The sequence below is a fragment of the Microvirga lenta genome, assembly GCF_020532555.1.
GTDB lineage: Bacteria > Pseudomonadota > Alphaproteobacteria > Rhizobiales > Beijerinckiaceae > Microvirga > Microvirga lenta.
Map to the genome: position 1 here is coordinate 41,901 of NZ_JAJBBR010000015.1, position 15,626 is coordinate 57,526.

The 15,626-nt window shown below is 64.5% G+C and carries 15 protein-coding genes and 1 tRNA gene; 3 read left to right on the plus strand and 13 right to left on the minus strand.

Translation table 11 applies throughout. The features are described from left to right. Positions 1-145: 145 nt before the first annotated feature. On the plus strand, positions 146-415 hold the full coding sequence (locus LGR44_RS19540) for a DUF2934 domain-containing protein (protein ID WP_226742393.1): 270 nt from the start codon (positions 146-148) through the stop codon (positions 413-415). A 106-nt stretch (positions 416-521) separates the two neighbouring features. Here the strand turns inward: LGR44_RS19540 and arsB are convergent, their stop codons facing one another. From arsB to LGR44_RS19595, 11 genes are all read right to left on the minus strand, one after another. Then, positions 522-1,595 (minus strand): ACR3 family arsenite efflux transporter, encoded by a 1,074-nt coding sequence (gene arsB / locus LGR44_RS19545; RefSeq protein ID WP_226742394.1) that lies wholly within the window; start codon positions 1,593-1,595, stop codon positions 522-524. A gap of 9 nt (positions 1,596-1,604) precedes the next feature. Then, positions 1,605-2,147 (minus strand): arsenate reductase ArsC, encoded by a 543-nt coding sequence (locus tag LGR44_RS19550; protein ID WP_226742395.1) that lies wholly within the window; start codon positions 2,145-2,147, stop codon positions 1,605-1,607. Further along, the gene (locus LGR44_RS19555; protein WP_226742396.1) at positions 2,140-2,496 is read right to left on the minus strand and encodes an ArsR/SmtB family transcription factor; all 357 of its coding nucleotides are present in this window, start codon (positions 2,494-2,496) and stop codon (positions 2,140-2,142) included. Before LGR44_RS19555 ends, LGR44_RS19550 begins: the two co-directional genes overlap by 8 nt. A 414-nt stretch (positions 2,497-2,910) precedes the next feature. Beyond that, the gene (locus tag LGR44_RS19560) at positions 2,911-3,717 is read right to left on the minus strand and encodes an MBL fold metallo-hydrolase (protein WP_226742397.1); all 807 of its coding nucleotides are present in this window, start codon (positions 3,715-3,717) and stop codon (positions 2,911-2,913) included. Beyond that, a complete protein-coding gene (locus tag LGR44_RS19565) occupies positions 3,714-4,511 on the minus strand; it encodes a TatD family hydrolase (protein WP_226742398.1) in 798 nt (265 codons plus the stop codon). The genes LGR44_RS19560 and LGR44_RS19565 overlap by 4 nt, the downstream gene beginning before the upstream one ends. Positions 4,512-4,595: 84 nt before the next feature. Next, the gene (locus tag LGR44_RS19570; RefSeq protein WP_226742399.1) at positions 4,596-5,915 is read right to left on the minus strand and encodes a family 1 glycosylhydrolase; all 1,320 of its coding nucleotides are present in this window, start codon (positions 5,913-5,915) and stop codon (positions 4,596-4,598) included. Positions 5,916-5,961: 46 nt separating this feature from the next. Then, a complete protein-coding gene (metG, locus tag LGR44_RS19575; protein WP_226742400.1) occupies positions 5,962-7,512 on the minus strand; it encodes a methionine--tRNA ligase in 1,551 nt (516 codons plus the stop codon). A gap of 58 nt (positions 7,513-7,570) precedes the next feature. Further along, on the minus strand, positions 7,571-8,635 hold the full coding sequence (locus LGR44_RS19580) for a DNA polymerase III subunit delta' (protein WP_226742401.1): 1,065 nt from the start codon (positions 8,633-8,635) through the stop codon (positions 7,571-7,573). Beyond that, positions 8,625-9,299 carry a dTMP kinase gene (gene tmk, locus LGR44_RS19585; RefSeq protein ID WP_226742402.1) on the minus strand — a complete coding sequence of 225 codons (675 nt, stop codon included), beginning with the start codon at positions 9,297-9,299 and terminating at the stop codon, positions 8,625-8,627. The genes LGR44_RS19580 and tmk overlap by 11 nt, the downstream gene beginning before the upstream one ends. Next, positions 9,299-10,453, minus strand: a complete 1,155-nt coding sequence (locus LGR44_RS19590) for a D-alanyl-D-alanine carboxypeptidase family protein (RefSeq protein ID WP_404809962.1) — start codon at positions 10,451-10,453, stop codon at positions 9,299-9,301. The genes tmk and LGR44_RS19590 overlap by 1 nt, the downstream gene beginning before the upstream one ends. Positions 10,454-10,617: 164 nt before the next feature. Next, entirely contained in the window at positions 10,618-11,649 is a 1,032-nt protein-coding gene (locus LGR44_RS19595; RefSeq protein WP_319004871.1) for a septal ring lytic transglycosylase RlpA family protein, read from the minus strand. 552 nt (positions 11,650-12,201) lie between these two features. On the opposite strand from LGR44_RS19595, the gene LGR44_RS19600 reads away from it, so the two are divergent. Both LGR44_RS19600 and rimO read left to right on the plus strand, forming a co-directional pair. Continuing rightward, positions 12,202-12,291 (plus strand) — tRNA-Ser (locus tag LGR44_RS19600). A 75-nt stretch (positions 12,292-12,366) separates the two neighbouring features. Beyond that, positions 12,367-13,683: a 30S ribosomal protein S12 methylthiotransferase RimO gene (gene rimO / locus LGR44_RS19605; RefSeq protein ID WP_226742404.1), complete on the plus strand. Its 1,317-nt coding sequence runs from the start codon at positions 12,367-12,369 to the stop codon at positions 13,681-13,683. 12 nt (positions 13,684-13,695) lie between these two features. Here the strand turns inward: rimO and LGR44_RS19610 are convergent, their stop codons facing one another. Both LGR44_RS19610 and LGR44_RS19615 read right to left on the minus strand, forming a co-directional pair. Continuing rightward, on the minus strand, positions 13,696-14,346 hold the full coding sequence (locus tag LGR44_RS19610) for a nicotinamidase (protein ID WP_226742405.1): 651 nt from the start codon (positions 14,344-14,346) through the stop codon (positions 13,696-13,698). A gap of 106 nt (positions 14,347-14,452) precedes the next feature. After that, entirely contained in the window at positions 14,453-15,535 is a 1,083-nt protein-coding gene (locus tag LGR44_RS19615) for a BMP family ABC transporter substrate-binding protein (protein WP_226742406.1), read from the minus strand. Between the last annotated feature and the right edge of the window lie 91 nt (positions 15,536-15,626).

Sequence of the window (15,626 nt, forward strand, 5' to 3'; positions counted from 1 at the left end):
AGAAAGGTCACATTCGCGCGATAAAGCAGAAGCTTGACAGGATCAGTCACTGCTTTCCCAATTGACAGAAAGGCCGAAGCAATTTCTGACGATTCCGAGCTTCGACCTATCACACGTCAGGCCAGAGACCAGCGAGGACACAACGATGATCGATCTAGAGCAGAAGATCCGCGAGCGGGCTTATCACATTTGGGAGCAGGAGGGCCGTGTCGACGGTCGCGCCGAAGAGCATTGGCAGATGGCCAAGCTCGAGCTGGCAAGCCTCGACGAGACCCCGGCTGCGGCGCTTGAAGTGGCTGCCGAGCCGGCAAAGAAGAAGGGCCGCACGGCGAAGCCGAAGGCCGTTGCCGCTGTGCCGGCAGCCGCTGCCGCGCCTGCGCCGCGCCGCCGTCGTGCTGCGGCGACGCTGCAGTAAGCTCCGTGCCTGACGGCATCGAAGGGCAGGGCGCATTGCTCACGATGCCCTGCCCTCGGTGCTGATATTGGTCGTGACCCGGCGCAGGTCCCTTGCGCCGGGTTTTTCATGCGGTGTCGCGGGCAGGATCGGCGCTTCGCAGAGTGCTCGCGTGAGCATGGCCGCGCTCGTACCAGCCCTGGCTGCGGTTCACGATCCATACGACCGAGAGCATGACCGGGACCTCGATCAGAACCCCTACCACCGTTGCGAGGGCGGCCCCCGAGTTGAAGCCGAACAGGCTGATCGCCGCCGCAACCGCAAGCTCGAAGAAGTTGCTCGCGCCGATCAGCGCAGAGGGGCCCGCGACGCAGTGCTGCTCGCCCGCGATGCGGTTCAGCAGGTAGGCGAGACCCGAATTGAAATAGACCTGGATCAGGATCGGCACGGCCAGCAATGCGATGACGATCGGCTGGGCCAGGATCTGCTCGCCCTGGAAGCCGAAGAGCAGCACCAGGGTCGCAAGAAGGGCGACGAGCGACAGCGGCTGCAGAACGCGGAGCAGGCCGGCGAGGGCGGCTTCACCGCCCCTCGCCAGGAGGCGCCCTCTCAGGAACTGCGCCAGCACCACGGGAATGACGATGTACAGCACCACCGAGAGGACGAGCGTGTCCCACGGAACGGTGATGGCGGACAGGCCGAGCAGGAGGCCGACGATCGGCGCGAAGGCGACGACCATCACCACATCGTTCAAGGCCACCTGACTCAGGGTGAAGTGCGGCTCGCCCCTGGCCAAATGGCTCCACACGAACACCATGGCCGTACATGGCGCCGCCGCCAGGATGATCAGCCCGGCGATGTAGGAATTGATCTGGTCCGCAGGCAGATAGGGCCTGAACAGATAGCCGACGAAGAGCCATGCCAGTGCGGCCATCGAGAACGGCTTCACGGCCCAGTTGATGAAGAGGGTGACGCCGATCCCGCGCCAGTGCTCTCGGACCCGTCCCAACGAGGCGAAGTCGATCTTGATCAGCATCGGCACGATCATGAGCCAGATCAGAGCCGCGACAGGGAGATTGACCCGGGCGATCTCCAGCCCGCCGACGGCTTGGAACAGGTCTGGGAACGCATGGCCGAGTGCAATGCCGGCGACGATGCAGAGGGCGACCCAGAGGGTCAGATATCGTTCGAAAACGGACATGGCTCTCCCTCACCCATTCGCCGCGATGTCCGCGGGCGCGCCGTTATCCGCACCCGCGCCGGACTTTCCGATCTCCCGCAGTTTCTCCTGAAGCGCGAGATGGTCGATGGAGCTGATGGGAAGCGCCAGGAACAGCTCGATCCGTCGCCGGAGCATGCGATAGGCCTCGTCGAAGGCGAGGGCGATCTGAGCCTCCGACCCTGTAACCGCGGCTGGGTCGGGAATGCCCCAATGGGCGGTGGCCGGGCGGCCTGGCCACACCGGGCAGGCTTCATTGGCAGCGCTGTCGCAGACGGTGAACACGAAATCCATGACCGAGGCGCCCGGCTCGGCGAACTCGTCCCAGCTCTTCGAGCGCAAAGCCGAAACATCATGCCCGAGATTGCGCAGGAGGTTGATGGCGTACGGATTGACCGTTCCGCGCGGCTGGCTGCCGGCGCTGTAGGCGCGAAAACGTCCTTCGCCCAACTGGTTCAGAATAGCCTCCGCGAGAACGGAACGGGCCGAATTGGCCGTGCAGAGGAAAAGGACGTTGTAGACGCGATCAGCCATCGGCAGGCTCCTTCGGAGGGCAGCAGGGTATGAGGTCTTCCATCAGCGGGGCGCACACTGCGGGATGTCCGCCACAGCAATCCTTGAGGAGAAAGGTCGCCACTTCCCGGAAACGAGCCAGATCGGCCCGGTAGATGATCGAGCGGCCCTGGCGCAGTGAGCGGACGAGCCCCGCCCTGGATAATATTCCTAGATGAGACGACATCGTGTTGTGCGGAACGGCGAGCTGGCGGGCAATGTCGCCGGCCTGAAGCCCACCGGGCTCGTGCTTCACGAGGAGCCGGAAAACTTCGAGGCGCGTGGACTGGGCCAGGGCGGCAAGGGACAGGATGACTGCTTCTGATTCCATATGTCGAGACTTATCGACATATCGCGCGCTCGGCAAGTTCCATGTGCGGAGCGGGAGCAAGCCCAGCGGACCGGCGCCGTTGGCGTCAGGCCATGTGAGCGCCGGGATCGGTTCTCAGCTCAACGCCAGCGAATTCGCCTTGGTCGCGTGCAAGCTCATCTGCAGCGAAGGGCAGGTCGGTTCGATTGGCGGGAACGGATCCGCAGTTCGTCGTGGTCAGGTGGCTTGCGATGCGGGATGCCGGAGCGCTCGGGCTTCCGGGGCAGAGGTGCCCGCGCCTCTATACGTAATTCGCATAAGATATATTATGGAACTAAAATTGATGTGCGGCAGGAAGGACTTGTCCAGATCCGGCCTTTCATGAAGGCGGTCCCCGGTTTCAGGAGCCCGGTGCGTCCGCCGGAACATCCCGGCCTATCTGCACGAATCCACTTCCACCTCCAGGCCGTCATAGGCCGGCTCGATGTGCGGCGGCAGTTCGCTGCGGAGCGTCTCGTAGTCCAGATCCGTGTGCAGGTTCGTCAGGATGGCCCGCTTCGGCTTGACCTGCTCGATGAGGCTGAGCGCCTCCGAGACGGAAAAGTGCGTTGGATGCGGCGTGTAGCGCAGTGCGTCCAGGATCAGTACGTCGAGGCCCTCCAGATGGCGCATGCTGGCCTCGGGCATCTCGCTCACGTCCGGGGCATAGGCGATGTTCCCGAAACGGAAGCCGAAGACGCCGATGTCGCCGTGGATCATCCTGAACGGCACGGCATGGACCCGTCCGCCTGGGCCGGAGATCACCGTCTCGACATCCTCGTCGAGACGATGGGCTTCGAGAATGGGCGGATAGCCGCTTCCCGGCGGCGTCTCGAAGCAGTAGCCGAACCGCATCATCATCAGCTCGCTCGTCATGCGGCCGGCGTAGATCGGCATCCTCCGGCGCATGGCGATGACCAGCGGGCGGAGATCGTCGATGCCGTGCACATGATCGGCATGTTCGTGCGTGAACAGCACCGCATCCAGGCGCTTCACGTCCGCATCCAGGAGCTGTTCCCGGAGGTCTGGCGACGTATCCACCAGAACGCTCGTCGTGCCGTCTTGACCGATCCGCTCGACGAGAACCGAGCAGCGCCGGCGCCGGTTCTTCGGGTTCGTCGGGTCGCAGGCGCCCCAGCCGGCGCCGACGCGGGGCACGCCGCCGGAAGATCCGCAGCCGAGGATCGTCAGTCGCAAGGTCATGCCGCCGCTTGCCTGTCTGCCTCGGCCGCCTTGGAGAAGAGCCGGTAGAAATTGGCGGTGGTGATGTCGGCGATCTCGGCCTCCGTTGTGCCCACGACCTCCGCCAGCACCCGGGCCGTATGAGCCACATAGGCGGGCTCGTTGGTCTTGCCCCGGAACGGCACCGGCGCGAGGTAGGGCGCGTCGGTCTCGACAAGCAGCCGGTCCTTGGGCACCGAGGCGGCGATGCGGCGGATTTCCTCCGAGTTCTTGAAGGTCAGAATGCCCGAGAAGGACACGTAGAGCCCGAGTTCGACCCCGACCTCGGCCAGTTTCGCACCTGACGAGAAGCAGTGGAGCACGGCTGTGAAGCGCCCTCGCCCCATCTCCTCGGAGACGATCCGGATCATGTCCTCGTCGGCGTCCCGTGCGTGGATGACAAGCGGCAGTCCCGTTTGCCGGGACGCAGCGATATGCGTGCGGAAAACCTGCTGCTGCACCTCCCGCGGGCTCTTGTCGTAATAGTAGTCGAGACCGGCCTCTCCGATGGCGACGCAGCGGGAATGGGCCGAGAGTTCCACCAGCCGTTCCGCCGGCACGTCCGGCTCAAGGGCGGCGTTGTGGGGATGCGTTCCGACCGTGAAGAAGACGCTCGTATGCGCTTCCGAAAGATCCCGGTAGGTCTCGAACCGCGAGACATGGGTCGAGATCGACACCATCCGGCCGATGCCCGCGTCCGCGGCGGCGGCGAGCACATCGGGGAGGCGGGTCTGGAGGTCAGGGAAGTCGAGATGGCAGTGGCTGTCGATCAACATGATGGAAGGCGCCCTCCTCTTCCGACGCCTTGTAGAGGAAATCCACCCATAAAGCCGTTCGGGTCCCCTCGTCTACCGAGGGTCTCATCCGATGGCGGATGCCTGTTGAGAATCGTCCTTGGCTTCGTGCTGCCGCATCCGGCGCATTCTCTCCTGGTGGCGGCGGATGGGCGGCTCGTCGTAATCCTGAGGCCGCGCCACGGGCACCGTGAGGCAGACGCTCTGCGCCGGAAGGACGTCGCACCAATCCTCAATCAGCTGCTTGTAGCAGCGGCCCACAGGGCGGATGTTGCGATCGAGATCGTAAAGCCCGACCGGCGTGACCCGGTTGTTTTCCTCCCGCAGGGCCACGTCCCAGTCCATCTGGTCCGTCAGCGAGTACCAGGTGAACCCGACGATGGGCACGCCGGTATTGCGGACCCGCAGGACGTTGGCCCATTGCTTCCAAAGCCAGTTCACCGCCTCGTCGCCGCGAGGACCCTCCATGAGGTTCGTCTCGGTGTGCATGACCGGCAGCTTGTAGCGGTCGTAGTACTGCCGGGTGATTTCGTCGTAACCGAAGACGTCGCCGGAGGCGGTGGCCGTGCCGTCCGCCTTCACCCGATGCTCGTTTGTGACGTAGTAGTCGTTTCCCATGATGCAGTGGTGGCGCAGGGACGAGCGCGTCAGGAAGAAATGGTACTCGTCCCGGGTCATGCCGTTGTCCATGAGGAACTCGTACATCTCGGAATCGACGCGGCGGCCGTAATTGAGGTCGAGCGACAGGAAACGCCTCGCGTTCATGATCTCCGCCGGCTTGATGGCCGCCGGGTTCTCGGCGTGGAAGTACTCGGTCGATTCGCTCTGGATGAAGATGGCGTCCGGCCGGACCTTCAGGATGCGTTCCATGGCCAGGACATTGCCCTTGACCAGGTGCTTGAGGGCCGTGACGAAAGCCCGGTCACTCCGCATCTGCTCGTTCCACCAGCCATAGGCCGCCGAGAACGTGGCGCAGATGAACATCTCGTTGATGGGGGTGTAGAGCTGCACCCAGGGGAACCGGCGGGCGAAATCCTCCGCGTAGGCGGCGAAAAGCTCCGGAAAGTCAGGGTTCTGGAAGTTGCCGATCCAGTCGGGAACGCCGAAATGGCAGAGGTCGACGATGGGAATGATGTTGCGGCGCCCGATCTCGCCGAACGTCATGTCCGCGAAGGACCAGTCGTAGCGGCCGGGGCCCACGAAGGTGGTGTGGAGGGGCGGACCATAGCGCAGGACCTCCAGATCGAGCTCCTTGAGGAGCTCGAAATCGGTCCTCCAGTGCTCGTAGTGGCCGCACTTCTCCATCTGGTCGATGCGCGTGCGGCCGTTGTTGATGGTCGGGATGCTGTTCTCGATCCCGGTCGCGAACATGAAGGTGGTGAACATATTCCGCTTCCGCCGAAGACCCGAAGGTCCGTCAAAGCGGAAGCATTCAGGACGCCTCCGCCTCGATGTAACGCGGAAAGATCGGCGCAGGTTGCGGGAGCGCCGTTCCGGCGGCCAGCCGGTTGTCCGGCCCGACCATGGCGACGACCCTGTCCTCCGGCGCCACCGCCAGCAGATCGAGCAGCTTGGCCGCGGCCTCGGGCACGAAGGGCTGGGCCAGGATGCCGACGGCTCGCAGAACCTCGGCCGTGACGTACAGCACCGTCGCCATGCGGGCGGGGTCGCTCTTGCGCAGGACCCAGGGCTCCTGGGAGGCGAAGTACCGGTTGGCCTCCGCAACGACCGCCCAGATTTCCGACAGGGCCGAGTGGACGGCGAAGTCCTTCATGGCCGCCCTCGCCTTCCCCGGCAGCCCGTCCGCGAGCCAGAGCATGTCGCGGTCGGCCTGGGTGAACTCGCCCGGGCTCGGCACGGACGCTTCGCAGTTCTTGGCGATCATCGAAAGCGAGCGCTGCGCCAGGTTGCCGAGGTCGTTCGCCAGATCCGCATTGATGCGGTTGACGATGGCCTCATGCGAGTAGTTTCCGTCCTGCCCGAAGGGCACCTCGCGCATGAAGAAATAGCGAAGCTGATCGACGCCGTAGGTGTCGGCAAGCTCGAACGGATCGATCACGTTGCCGACGGACTTGGACATCTTCTCCCCGCGGTTGAACAGGAAGCCGTGCCCGAAGACGCGCTTGGGCAGGGGCAGGCCCGCGGACATGAGGAAGGCGGGCCAGTAGACCGTGTGGAAGCGGACGATGTCCTTGCCGATGATGTGCACGTCCGCCGGCCAGTAGTGCCAGCGCGGATTGCTCTCGTCCGGGAAGCCGCAACCGGTCACGTAGTTGTTGAGGGCATCCACCCAGACGTACATGACGTGCTTCGGGGCGCCGGGGACCGGCAGGCCCCAGTTGAAGGTCGTGCGGCTGATCGAAAGATCCTGCAGGCCGGAGCGCACGAAGCTGACGATCTCGTTGCGACGGGTATCGGGCCCGATGAAATCCGGGTTGGCCTTGTAGTGTTCGAGCAGCCGGTCCTGATAGGCGGAGAGGCGGAAGAAATAGCTCTCCTCCTCGATCCATTCGACAGGCGTGCCGGTCGGGGCGCGCCAACTTCCATCGGGCTGCTTGGTCAGCTCGCTCTCGTCGTAATAGGCCTCGTCCCGCACGGAGTACCAGCCGGAATATTTCGACAGATAGATATCCCCGGACTCCTCCATGCGCCGCCACAGCTCGTGGGTCGACGGCAGATGGTCGGGATCGGTCGTGCGGATGAACCGGTCGTAGGAGCAGTTGAGCCGGTCGGCCATGGCCTTGAACTTGGCGGCCATCTCGTCGACGAAGGCCTTCGGGGTCGTCCCGTTCCGGTCGGCGGTCTGCTGGATCTTCAGGCCGTGCTCGTCGGTGCCGGTCATGAAGAACACGTCGAACCCGTCGATGCGCTTGAAGCGGGCGATCGCGTCGGACGCGACGATCTCGTAGGCATGTCCGATATGGGGAGCCCCGTTCGGATAGGAGATGGCCGTGGTGATGTAGAATTTCTGCTTGTCGGCCATGTGGAAACCCTAAAGTCGTTACCCTTGAAGCGCGCCTGTACCCGCCTGCTGCTGCGGCTTACGCCGTTCGCCGAACCGCGTCGGCAAGATCGTCGAACAGCGAAAGAATGAAAGGCCGGCGATCGAGGTTGAACACGTCGATCTCGCGCGCCATGCGGGCGATCTTCTCACACACCTCCACCAAAGGCGCAAGGCGCGCGGCGCCGAGCCCCGCATTCTCGCGCAGCCTGTCGGTCACCCAACGCTGGACGGTTTCCAGGGTGAGCTCGTAGCTGTCTTCCGCATCCCGCTTCGAGAGAGCTTCGGCAAGGGCATGGACCTGCCTGGTGTCGGTCCTGGGCAGACCGGCGAGGAGCCTCTGGATCTGGTCGATGAAGGACACCTTGTCGGCATCCAGCAATTCGAGCGTCCGGCGGACGGAGCCCTCCCCGTACCGCAGGGCCTGATCGACCACCTCTCCGGGGACCTCGGTCCAGGGGGATCCGAGGGAGGCGATGACGGACCGGATGTCGCCGTCCTCCAGCGGGCGCAGCAGGAGGCGGCGGCAGCGCGAGCGGATGGTGGGAAGCACGCGCTGAGGGGCGTGGCTGACGATCAGGAACAGGGAGCGCGGCGGAGGCTCCTCGATCATCTTGAGCAGGGCGTTGGCGCTCGAGATCGTCAGGTCCTCGGCACTGTCGACGATGCAGACCCGGTAGCCGCCATCGGCGGCAGTCGAGCCGAACATGTTCAGCGCCCGGCGCACCGCATCCACGGGAATGGTCGCGGAGGCAGCCTTCTTGTCCGTTGCAGGAGCCCGGCGAAGCACCGCCAGATTGGGGTGCGACATGGCCGCGACCTGGCGCGAGACTCCCGTATCGCGCGCCACGTCCAGGCTTGCGAGGTTCGGATTGCCGCTCCGGCCCGGATCGAGGACGGTGCGGGCCACCCGGTAGGCGAGGGTCGCCTTGCCGATTCCCTGGGGGCCGCCGATCAGCCACGCATGATGCAGACGTCCGCTGCGGAGGCCCTCGATGAATGCCCCCTCGCCTTCGCGGTGCCCGTAGAAGGCGAACTGCTCCCTCGGATGGGGAGCGCCTTCGAGCTGATCGGGCTCGACGGCCTCGGCATCGTCACGCGACATCGAGCGGCCTCGTGATGTTCCTGGCGAGCTTCGGGAGGCGCTCGCTCACGCTCGACCAGATGATCTCCTCGACCTCGTCGGCGGGGCGGTCCGCGTGGATCACGACACAGCGGTCCGGGTAGGCTCGGGCGATGGTGAGGAAAGCCTGCCGGAGCGCCTGATGGAACGAGAGGTCCTCCTCCTCGAAGCGGTCCGCGCCCTCCCCTTTGCCGGCACGCCTGGCGCTGGCCCGGGACAGGCCGACCTCGGCCGGCACGTCCAGAATGAAGGTGAGATTGGGGCTGACCCCTTTCAGGGTGACTCTCTCCAGGCTGTCGATCAGGCCGGAATCGAGATCGCCGAGGGCGCCCTGATAGGCGCGCGTGGAATCGGCGAAGCGGTCGCACAGCACATGGGTTCCGCTCTTGAGGGCGGGCTCGATGGTCTTGTCGAGGTGGTCGATGCGGGCAGCTGCGAAAAGCAGGGCTTCCGCGAAGGGGCCGAGCCGCTTGGCCTGACCGCTCAGGATGAAGGAGCGGATCTGCTCGGCATAGGCGGAGCCCCCCGGCTCGCGGGTGACGACGACGGGGTGGGAGAGCTGTTCCAGCCGGCGGCGGAGCCGCTCGATCTGCGTCGACTTTCCGGCCCCCTCCCCGCCTTCGAATGTGATGAAATAGCCGGCCATCAAATATTATCGACAACACTCGAAAACGCGCGGCGGACCCAGCCCGTGCTCATCTCCAGGAGCCCGTCCAGCGCGCGCTGGCTGAGGGTGCCCACCTGGACGTCGGCATCGGCATAGAGGGGCATCTCGAGAGCCCTGGTGTCGCCGCGGTCGACCTGGATACGGGCCACTTCGGTTCCCTTCTGGATCGGAGCCTTCAACGGTCCCGTATAGACGATTCGGGCGGTGACCCGCTCCTCTTCACCGCGATTGACGAGTACCCGAACCGGCTTCTTAGCGACAAGCGGCAGCGAGCGCCGGTCGCCGCCGTAAACGGGAATTTCCCCAACCACCTGGCCCTTGTCGAAGAGCTGACGCGACTCGAAGGCGCGGAAGCCCCATTCCAGGAGCTTGCGGGTCTCGTTGGCACGATCCTTGGAGCTCTTGAGGCCGTTGACCGCGAGGATGAGGCGCTGCCCGTTCTGAACGGCGGAGGCGACGAGGCCGTAGCCGGATTCGTTGATGTGGCCGGTCTTGAGGCCGTCCGCGCCGATATCCATGGCGAGCAGAGGATTGCGGTTCTGCTGGCGGATCTTGTTCCAGGTGAACTCGCGTTCCGCGAAGATCTGGTAGAGGTCGGGATAGGTCTCGATGATGTGAAGCGCGAGCTTCGCCAACTCCCTGACCGTCACCTTCTGTTCGGGGTGCCCATAGCCGGTAGCGTTGCGGAAGGTCGATTGGGTCAGGCCCAGTTCCTTCGCCCTCTGGTTCATGCGGCGGGCGAAGTTCTCCTCCGTCCCCGAAAGTCCCTCGGCGATGGCGATCGCGGCATCGTTACCGGACTGCACGATGATTCCGCGCAGAAGGTCTTCTACCCGAACACTGCTGTTGACCTTGGCGAACATGGCGGACCCGCCCGAGGCCGCCCCGCCGGTGCGCCAAGCGTTCTCCGAGACGGTGAACTCGGTGTCCATGGTCAGCCGGCCGTTCTTCAACTCGTTGAAGACGATCTCGACCGTCATGATCTTGGCCATGCTCGCGGGCGCCACCGGCTCGTCCGCGTTCTTCTCGAACAGCACGGCCTCCGAATCCGCATCGATCAGGATGGCGGTCGGTGCAAGCGTCTGGAAGTTCTGAGCCCGCGCGGCCTGCGGCAAACCGGCCGCCAGGGTCATCGCGCTGAACAGAAGACCGAAGGTGATCGCTATCTGACGGATATGAAATTGACGCATCGTAAAGAATTCCAAGCTCTTCCGTTAGGAGAGAGGGAATCTGTGGCGCGTCAAGCACAAATCAACGCCGGAGCGGAGGATGCCCTGTGGACGCCCTCCTCCGTGTGTCAGCGCACGAACCGCGATTGATCGAGCGTGCTGAAGCCGTTGCTCTTCTGGAAACCGGGCTTCGAGGCTGCCGGCGCCGTGTAGTAGAGGCCGGCCAGGACCGGGCGCGAAGGCGGCAGCGCCTGCGAGCCGAGGCTGGCCACGGGGACCGGCGTGGCGGCGCTGGGGATCGTCCCCAGATCGAAGGGCCGCTCCGGCGGAAGCGGGACCGAACCTGCCATCGGGGCCCGGGCCGCGCCGGCGGAGGCGAGGGTCTGCGGTGCCGCGGACGGAGCGCGGGGCGTTTCGTCCGCCCCATCGGCGGGCTCGTAGCTGCGCAGAGGAATGGTCTGCCGGGGGGCGTTCGGCCGCGGGGTCGCCTCGGCGATCATGGTCGGGGCCGTGTTGGTCAGCGTCGCCGGCATGCCGTCGGTCCGGAGGCTCGCCAGGAGAATCCGGTCGTCGCTGCCGTTGGTCGAGGCGCGGCCGACATACTCTACTTTCACCCGTGCGGTGCCCTGGCGTTTGAAGCCGAGGGCCATCGCCGCCCGTTCGGAGACGTCGATGATGCGGTTGCCGTGGAAGGGGCCGCGGTCGTTCACGCGGACGATCATCGAGTGACCGTTCTGCATGTTCGTCACGCGGGCATAGCTCGGCAGCGGCATCGTCGTATGGGCGGCGGCAATCGAATCGCGGTCGAAGATCTCGCCATTGGCGGTCATGCGGCCATGGAAGTTCGGGCCGTACCAAGACGCCAGTCCTTCCCGCTCATATTCGGGATTTTCCTTGGGCATATAGGTGCGGCCCGCCACGGTATAGGGCTTGCCCACCATCCGGCGTCCGCCGCCCTTCGGAACGGGCTTTCCGTCAGCAACGACCTTCGGGCTCGGGGCGACGCCGTATTTGGGATCGATTCCACCACGGACGTTGGAGGAGCAATTGGCCACGGTCAGCGCAATGGCGGTAACGCCTGCGATACGAAGAAGAGCCAAATGATTGAACGAGGCGGCGCGCGCCATCAGCTCCGTCGAACCGGTGCGATTCCAATGCATGTCGTCTTGCATCCCCTCACCCGCACTTCTGCGGCGGCCCGGAGTCTGTCCGAAACTTCCCGCCAGAGTGCTTTCTGGTGCTTAAAAAGAAGTTAAACGGCAGCGCTTGTCAATGGTCACGCTTAGGAAAGCGATATTTTGTTTCAAATCCGTTATTGTCACGGTTAATCCGTGGCTTGTTCGTATCCGTTGATTTATCGCCTGAGGAAACGTCCCTGCGTTACGGCCAGGTCGGTTGACGACATGGGCCGGATTCCCTCGCACTTCCTGTTTCCGGCTCATGCGGCAGCCGTGGGCGAATTGTTTCGTCGAATCAGAGGTTTGACGAGAACCGTTGCAGCTCGGCGTTGAGCTGTGGCGCTCCTCCATGAGGGCTGCCTTAACCACGTCTTCCGCCGGCGCGGCAATTTGGCTCCGGCCACTGCGACCCGGGCCGTTCGCCTCGTCCGCCACGGGATGAAGATGCTGTGAGTTGACGGGACTGGGCCTGCGGCCTTAGACAGCCTCCAACCATGAGAGCGAAGGCCTGCGCGAGCAGGCCACATCATCTCCGGAGAGGTGGCCGAGTGGTTTAAGGCAGCGGTCTTGAAAACCGCCGTAGGTGCAAGCCTACCGTGGGTTCGAATCCCACCCTCTCCGCCATGATTTCGCGCCGATGCGGCCTTAGGCGGGCGCCTTGCGGATCTCAGTACAAGCTTTTTAGAGTGGATTTGGCGGATGAATGCTCCCGCGCCGAAAGTCTCGTTCGTGTCCCTGGGCTGCCCGAAGGCCCTTGTCGATTCCGAGCGCATCATCACCCAGTTGCGTGCCCAGGGCTACGAGCTGACCAAGAAACACGACGGGGCCGATGTGGTCATCGTCAACACCTGCGGCTTCCTGGACAGCGCCAAGGCCGAGTCGCTCGAGGCGATCGGCGAGGCCATGGCCGAGAACGGCAAGGTCATCGTGACCGGCTGCATGGGGGCCGAACCGGAGCAGATCCGCGACCAATTCCCCAACGTCCTCGCAATCACCGGTCCTCAGGCCTACGAGTCCGTGGTCACGGCGGTGCACAAGGCCGCCCCGCCCGCGCACGACCCGTTCGTCGATCTGGTGCCGCCCCAGGGCGTGAAGCTCACGCCGCGCCACTACGCTTACTTGAAGATCTCCGAAGGCTGCAACAACCGCTGCACCTTCTGCATCATTCCCAAGCTGCGCGGCGATCTCGTCAGCCGCCCCATCGGCGACGTGCTGCGCGAGGCGGAGAAGCTGGCCCGGGCGGGCGTCAAGGAACTCCTGGTCATTTCGCAGGATACCAGCGCCTACGGCCTCGACATCAAGTACCAGCCGAGCCTGTGGAAGGACCGCGAGGTCCGCACCCGGTTCTATGAACTCGCCAAGGAACTGGGCGACCTCGGCATGTGGGTCCGGATGCACTACGTCTATCCCTACCCGCATGTGGACGAGGTCATCCCGCTCATGGCGGAGGGCAAGATCCTGCCCTACCTCGACATTCCCTTCCAGCACGCCTCGCCGAGTGTTCTGAAATCCATGCGCCGCCCCGGCAACCAGGAGAAGACCCTGGAGCGCATTAGGAAATGGCGCGAGATCTGCCCGGACCTCGCGATCCGCTCCACCTTCATCGTCGGCTTCCCCGGCGAGACGGAAGAGGACGTGAATTTCCTGATGCAATGGCTGAAGGACGCGAAGATCGACCGCGCCGGCTGCTTCCAGTACGAGCCGGTCCAGGGCGCACCCGCCAACGACATCGCCAATCCGGTTCCCCCGGAGGTGAAGGAGGAGCGCTGGCACCGCTTCATGCAGACCCAGCAGAAGGTCAGCGCCAAGCTGCTCAAGGGCCGCGTCGGCAAGACCCTGCCGGTCATCATCGACGAGCCGGGGGCGACGGTCGCCACCGGGCGGACCAAGTACGACGCGCCCGAGATCGACGGCGTGGTCTACGTGGCGGCCAGCCGGCCGCTGAAAGCCGGCGAGATCGTGGACGTCAGGATCGAGCGCTCGGACGAGTACGACCTGCACGGAACGGCCGTCTGACCGCCGCCCTCGTCATACCGTGACGATCTGGGAGCTCCGTATGGTGTGGACCTCGGCAGTTCTCAGGTCGTCCCGGGCGCGGGCCAGGGACCCGTTCGTGTCGATGGCCCGCGAGGCGTCCTCGATCACGTAGGTGTCGAAACCGGCGGCCTTCGCGTCCAGCGCCGTCCAGTGAACGCAGAAATCGAGGGCGAGGCCCGTGCAGAAGACGCGCCGGAAGCCCCTCTCCTTCAGATAGCCGGCCAATCCCGTCGAGGTCTTCCGGTCGGCCTCGATGAAGCCCGAATAGCTGTCGATCTTCGGATCGTAGCCTTTCCGGATGACGAGCTGGGCGTGCGGGATATGGAGATCCCGTGAAATCTCGGCGCCCGGCGTGGCCTGGATACAGTGATCCGGCCAGAGAACCTGCGGGCCGTAATCCAGCTCGATCACCTCGAAGGGCGTCCTGCCCGGATGGCTTGACGCGAAGGATGTGTGGCCCGGAGGGTGCCAGTCCTGCGTCGGCAGAACATGGCGGAATGCCTGCGCCAGCCGGTTGATGGGAGCGATCACCGCGTCCCCGTCCGGAACGGCGAGAGCGCCGCCCGGCAGGAAATCGTACTGAACGTCGGTCACGATGAGGATGTCGGTCTCGGTCGGCGTCAACGTCGTCTCGCTGATCATCTCACCTTCTGCCGGTCTGCGGTTGCGGCGCCAGGATGGCCGGATTCGGGACAAGAAAAAAGGCGGCCGATCACTCGGCCGCCTCCTGTATGCGCGGAACCGACGCTTATTGCGGCAGCGTGTCGTCGATGCCCATCACGTAGAAGTTCATGCCGAGAATCTGCTCGTCCGAAAGGGCGCCGTTGCCCTTGCACTCCACCTCTGTGCCGTCCTGCTTCACGATGGGGCACTTGAACGGGTTGAGCTTGCCGGACTTGATCGCGGCCTCGGTCTCCTCGGCCATCTTCTTCACGTCGTCGGGCATGTTCTTGTAGGGAGCCATGACGACCATGCCGGCATCCAGGCCGCCCCAGGTGTCCTGAGACTTCCAGGTCCCGTCGAGAACCGCCTTGGCGCGGTCCACATAGTACTTCGACCAGTCGTCGATGATGGCGGTGAGCTGCGCCTTCGGGGCGAAGCGCTCCATGTCGGAAGCCTGACCGAAGCCCAGCTTGCCGCGCGCCTCAGCCGCCTGCAGAGGGGCCGGGCTGTCCGTGTGCTGGGCGATCACGTCCACGCCCTGGTCGAGGAGCGCCTTGGCCGCGTCGGCCTCCTTGGCGGGATCGTACCAGGAATTCGCCCAGACCACCTTGAGCTTGATGTTCGGGTTCACGGACTGAGCGCCGAGGAAATAGGCGTTGATGCCCGCCACCACCTCGGGGATCGGGAAGGCGCCCACATAGCCGATGGTGCCGGTCTTGGACATCTTGCCCGCGATCTGACCGATGATGTAGCGGCCCTCGTGGAACTTGGCGGCGTAGGTGGACACGTTCGGGGCGCGCTTGAAGCCGGTCGCGTGCTCGAACTTGACCTTGGGATAACGCTTGGCGACCTTCAGGGTCGGCTCCATGAAGCCGAACGAGGTCGTGAAGACCAGGTCGTGGCCGGTACGGGCGAGCTGCTCGATGGCGCGCTCGGAATCGGCCTCCGGCACGCTTTCCACAAAGGTGGTTTCGACCTTGTCGCCCAGGGCCTTCTCGATGGCCTGGCGACCCACATCGTGCTGATAGCTCCAGCCGTGGTCGCCCACCGGACCGACATAGATGAAGCCGACCTTGATCTTGTCCTTCGGCTGCGCAACCGCGCCGCCCGAGACCACCGCCAGGGCTGCCGCCCCGACCGCGATGCCGATGAGACTCCGTGAAAACATATTTACTCCCCTAGGGTTAGGTTCCGATCATCCGTTGCAGGTCCAGGCATTCCTGGCAAGTATCCGGATGCTCACAATATCATCACATTGA

Coding starts and splice junctions, on each gene's coding strand:
- LGR44_RS19565 (WP_226742398.1), bottom strand. CDS start 4,511: ATGTTGATCGACAGCCACTGCCATCTCGACTTCCCTGACCTCCAGACC.
- LGR44_RS19550 (WP_226742395.1), bottom strand. CDS start 2,147: ATGGCTGATCGCGTCTACAACGTCCTTTTCCTCTGCACGGCCAATTCG.
- LGR44_RS19540 (WP_226742393.1), top strand. CDS start 146: ATGATCGATCTAGAGCAGAAGATCCGCGAGCGGGCTTATCACATTTGG.
- LGR44_RS19595 (WP_319004871.1), bottom strand. CDS start 11,649: ATGCATTGGAATCGCACCGGTTCGACGGAGCTGATGGCGCGCGCCGCC.
- LGR44_RS19590 (WP_404809962.1), bottom strand. CDS start 10,453: ATGACCCTGGCGGCCGGTTTGCCGCAGGCCGCGCGGGCTCAGAACTTC.
- arsB (WP_226742394.1), bottom strand. CDS start 1,595: ATGTCCGTTTTCGAACGATATCTGACCCTCTGGGTCGCCCTCTGCATC.
- LGR44_RS19560 (WP_226742397.1), bottom strand. CDS start 3,717: ATGACCTTGCGACTGACGATCCTCGGCTGCGGATCTTCCGGCGGCGTG.
- tmk (WP_226742402.1), bottom strand. CDS start 9,299: ATGGCCGGCTATTTCATCACATTCGAAGGCGGGGAGGGGGCCGGAAAG.
- LGR44_RS19580 (WP_226742401.1), bottom strand. CDS start 8,635: ATGTCGCGTGACGATGCCGAGGCCGTCGAGCCCGATCAGCTCGAAGGC.
- LGR44_RS19555 (WP_226742396.1), bottom strand. CDS start 2,496: ATGGAATCAGAAGCAGTCATCCTGTCCCTTGCCGCCCTGGCCCAGTCC.
- metG (WP_226742400.1), bottom strand. CDS start 7,512: ATGGCCGACAAGCAGAAATTCTACATCACCACGGCCATCTCCTATCCG.
- LGR44_RS19615 (WP_226742406.1), bottom strand. CDS start 15,535: ATGTTTTCACGGAGTCTCATCGGCATCGCGGTCGGGGCGGCAGCCCTG.
- LGR44_RS19570 (WP_226742399.1), bottom strand. CDS start 5,915: ATGTTCACCACCTTCATGTTCGCGACCGGGATCGAGAACAGCATCCCG.
- LGR44_RS19610 (WP_226742405.1), bottom strand. CDS start 14,346: ATGATCAGCGAGACGACGTTGACGCCGACCGAGACCGACATCCTCATC.
- rimO (WP_226742404.1), top strand. CDS start 12,367: ATGAATGCTCCCGCGCCGAAAGTCTCGTTCGTGTCCCTGGGCTGCCCG.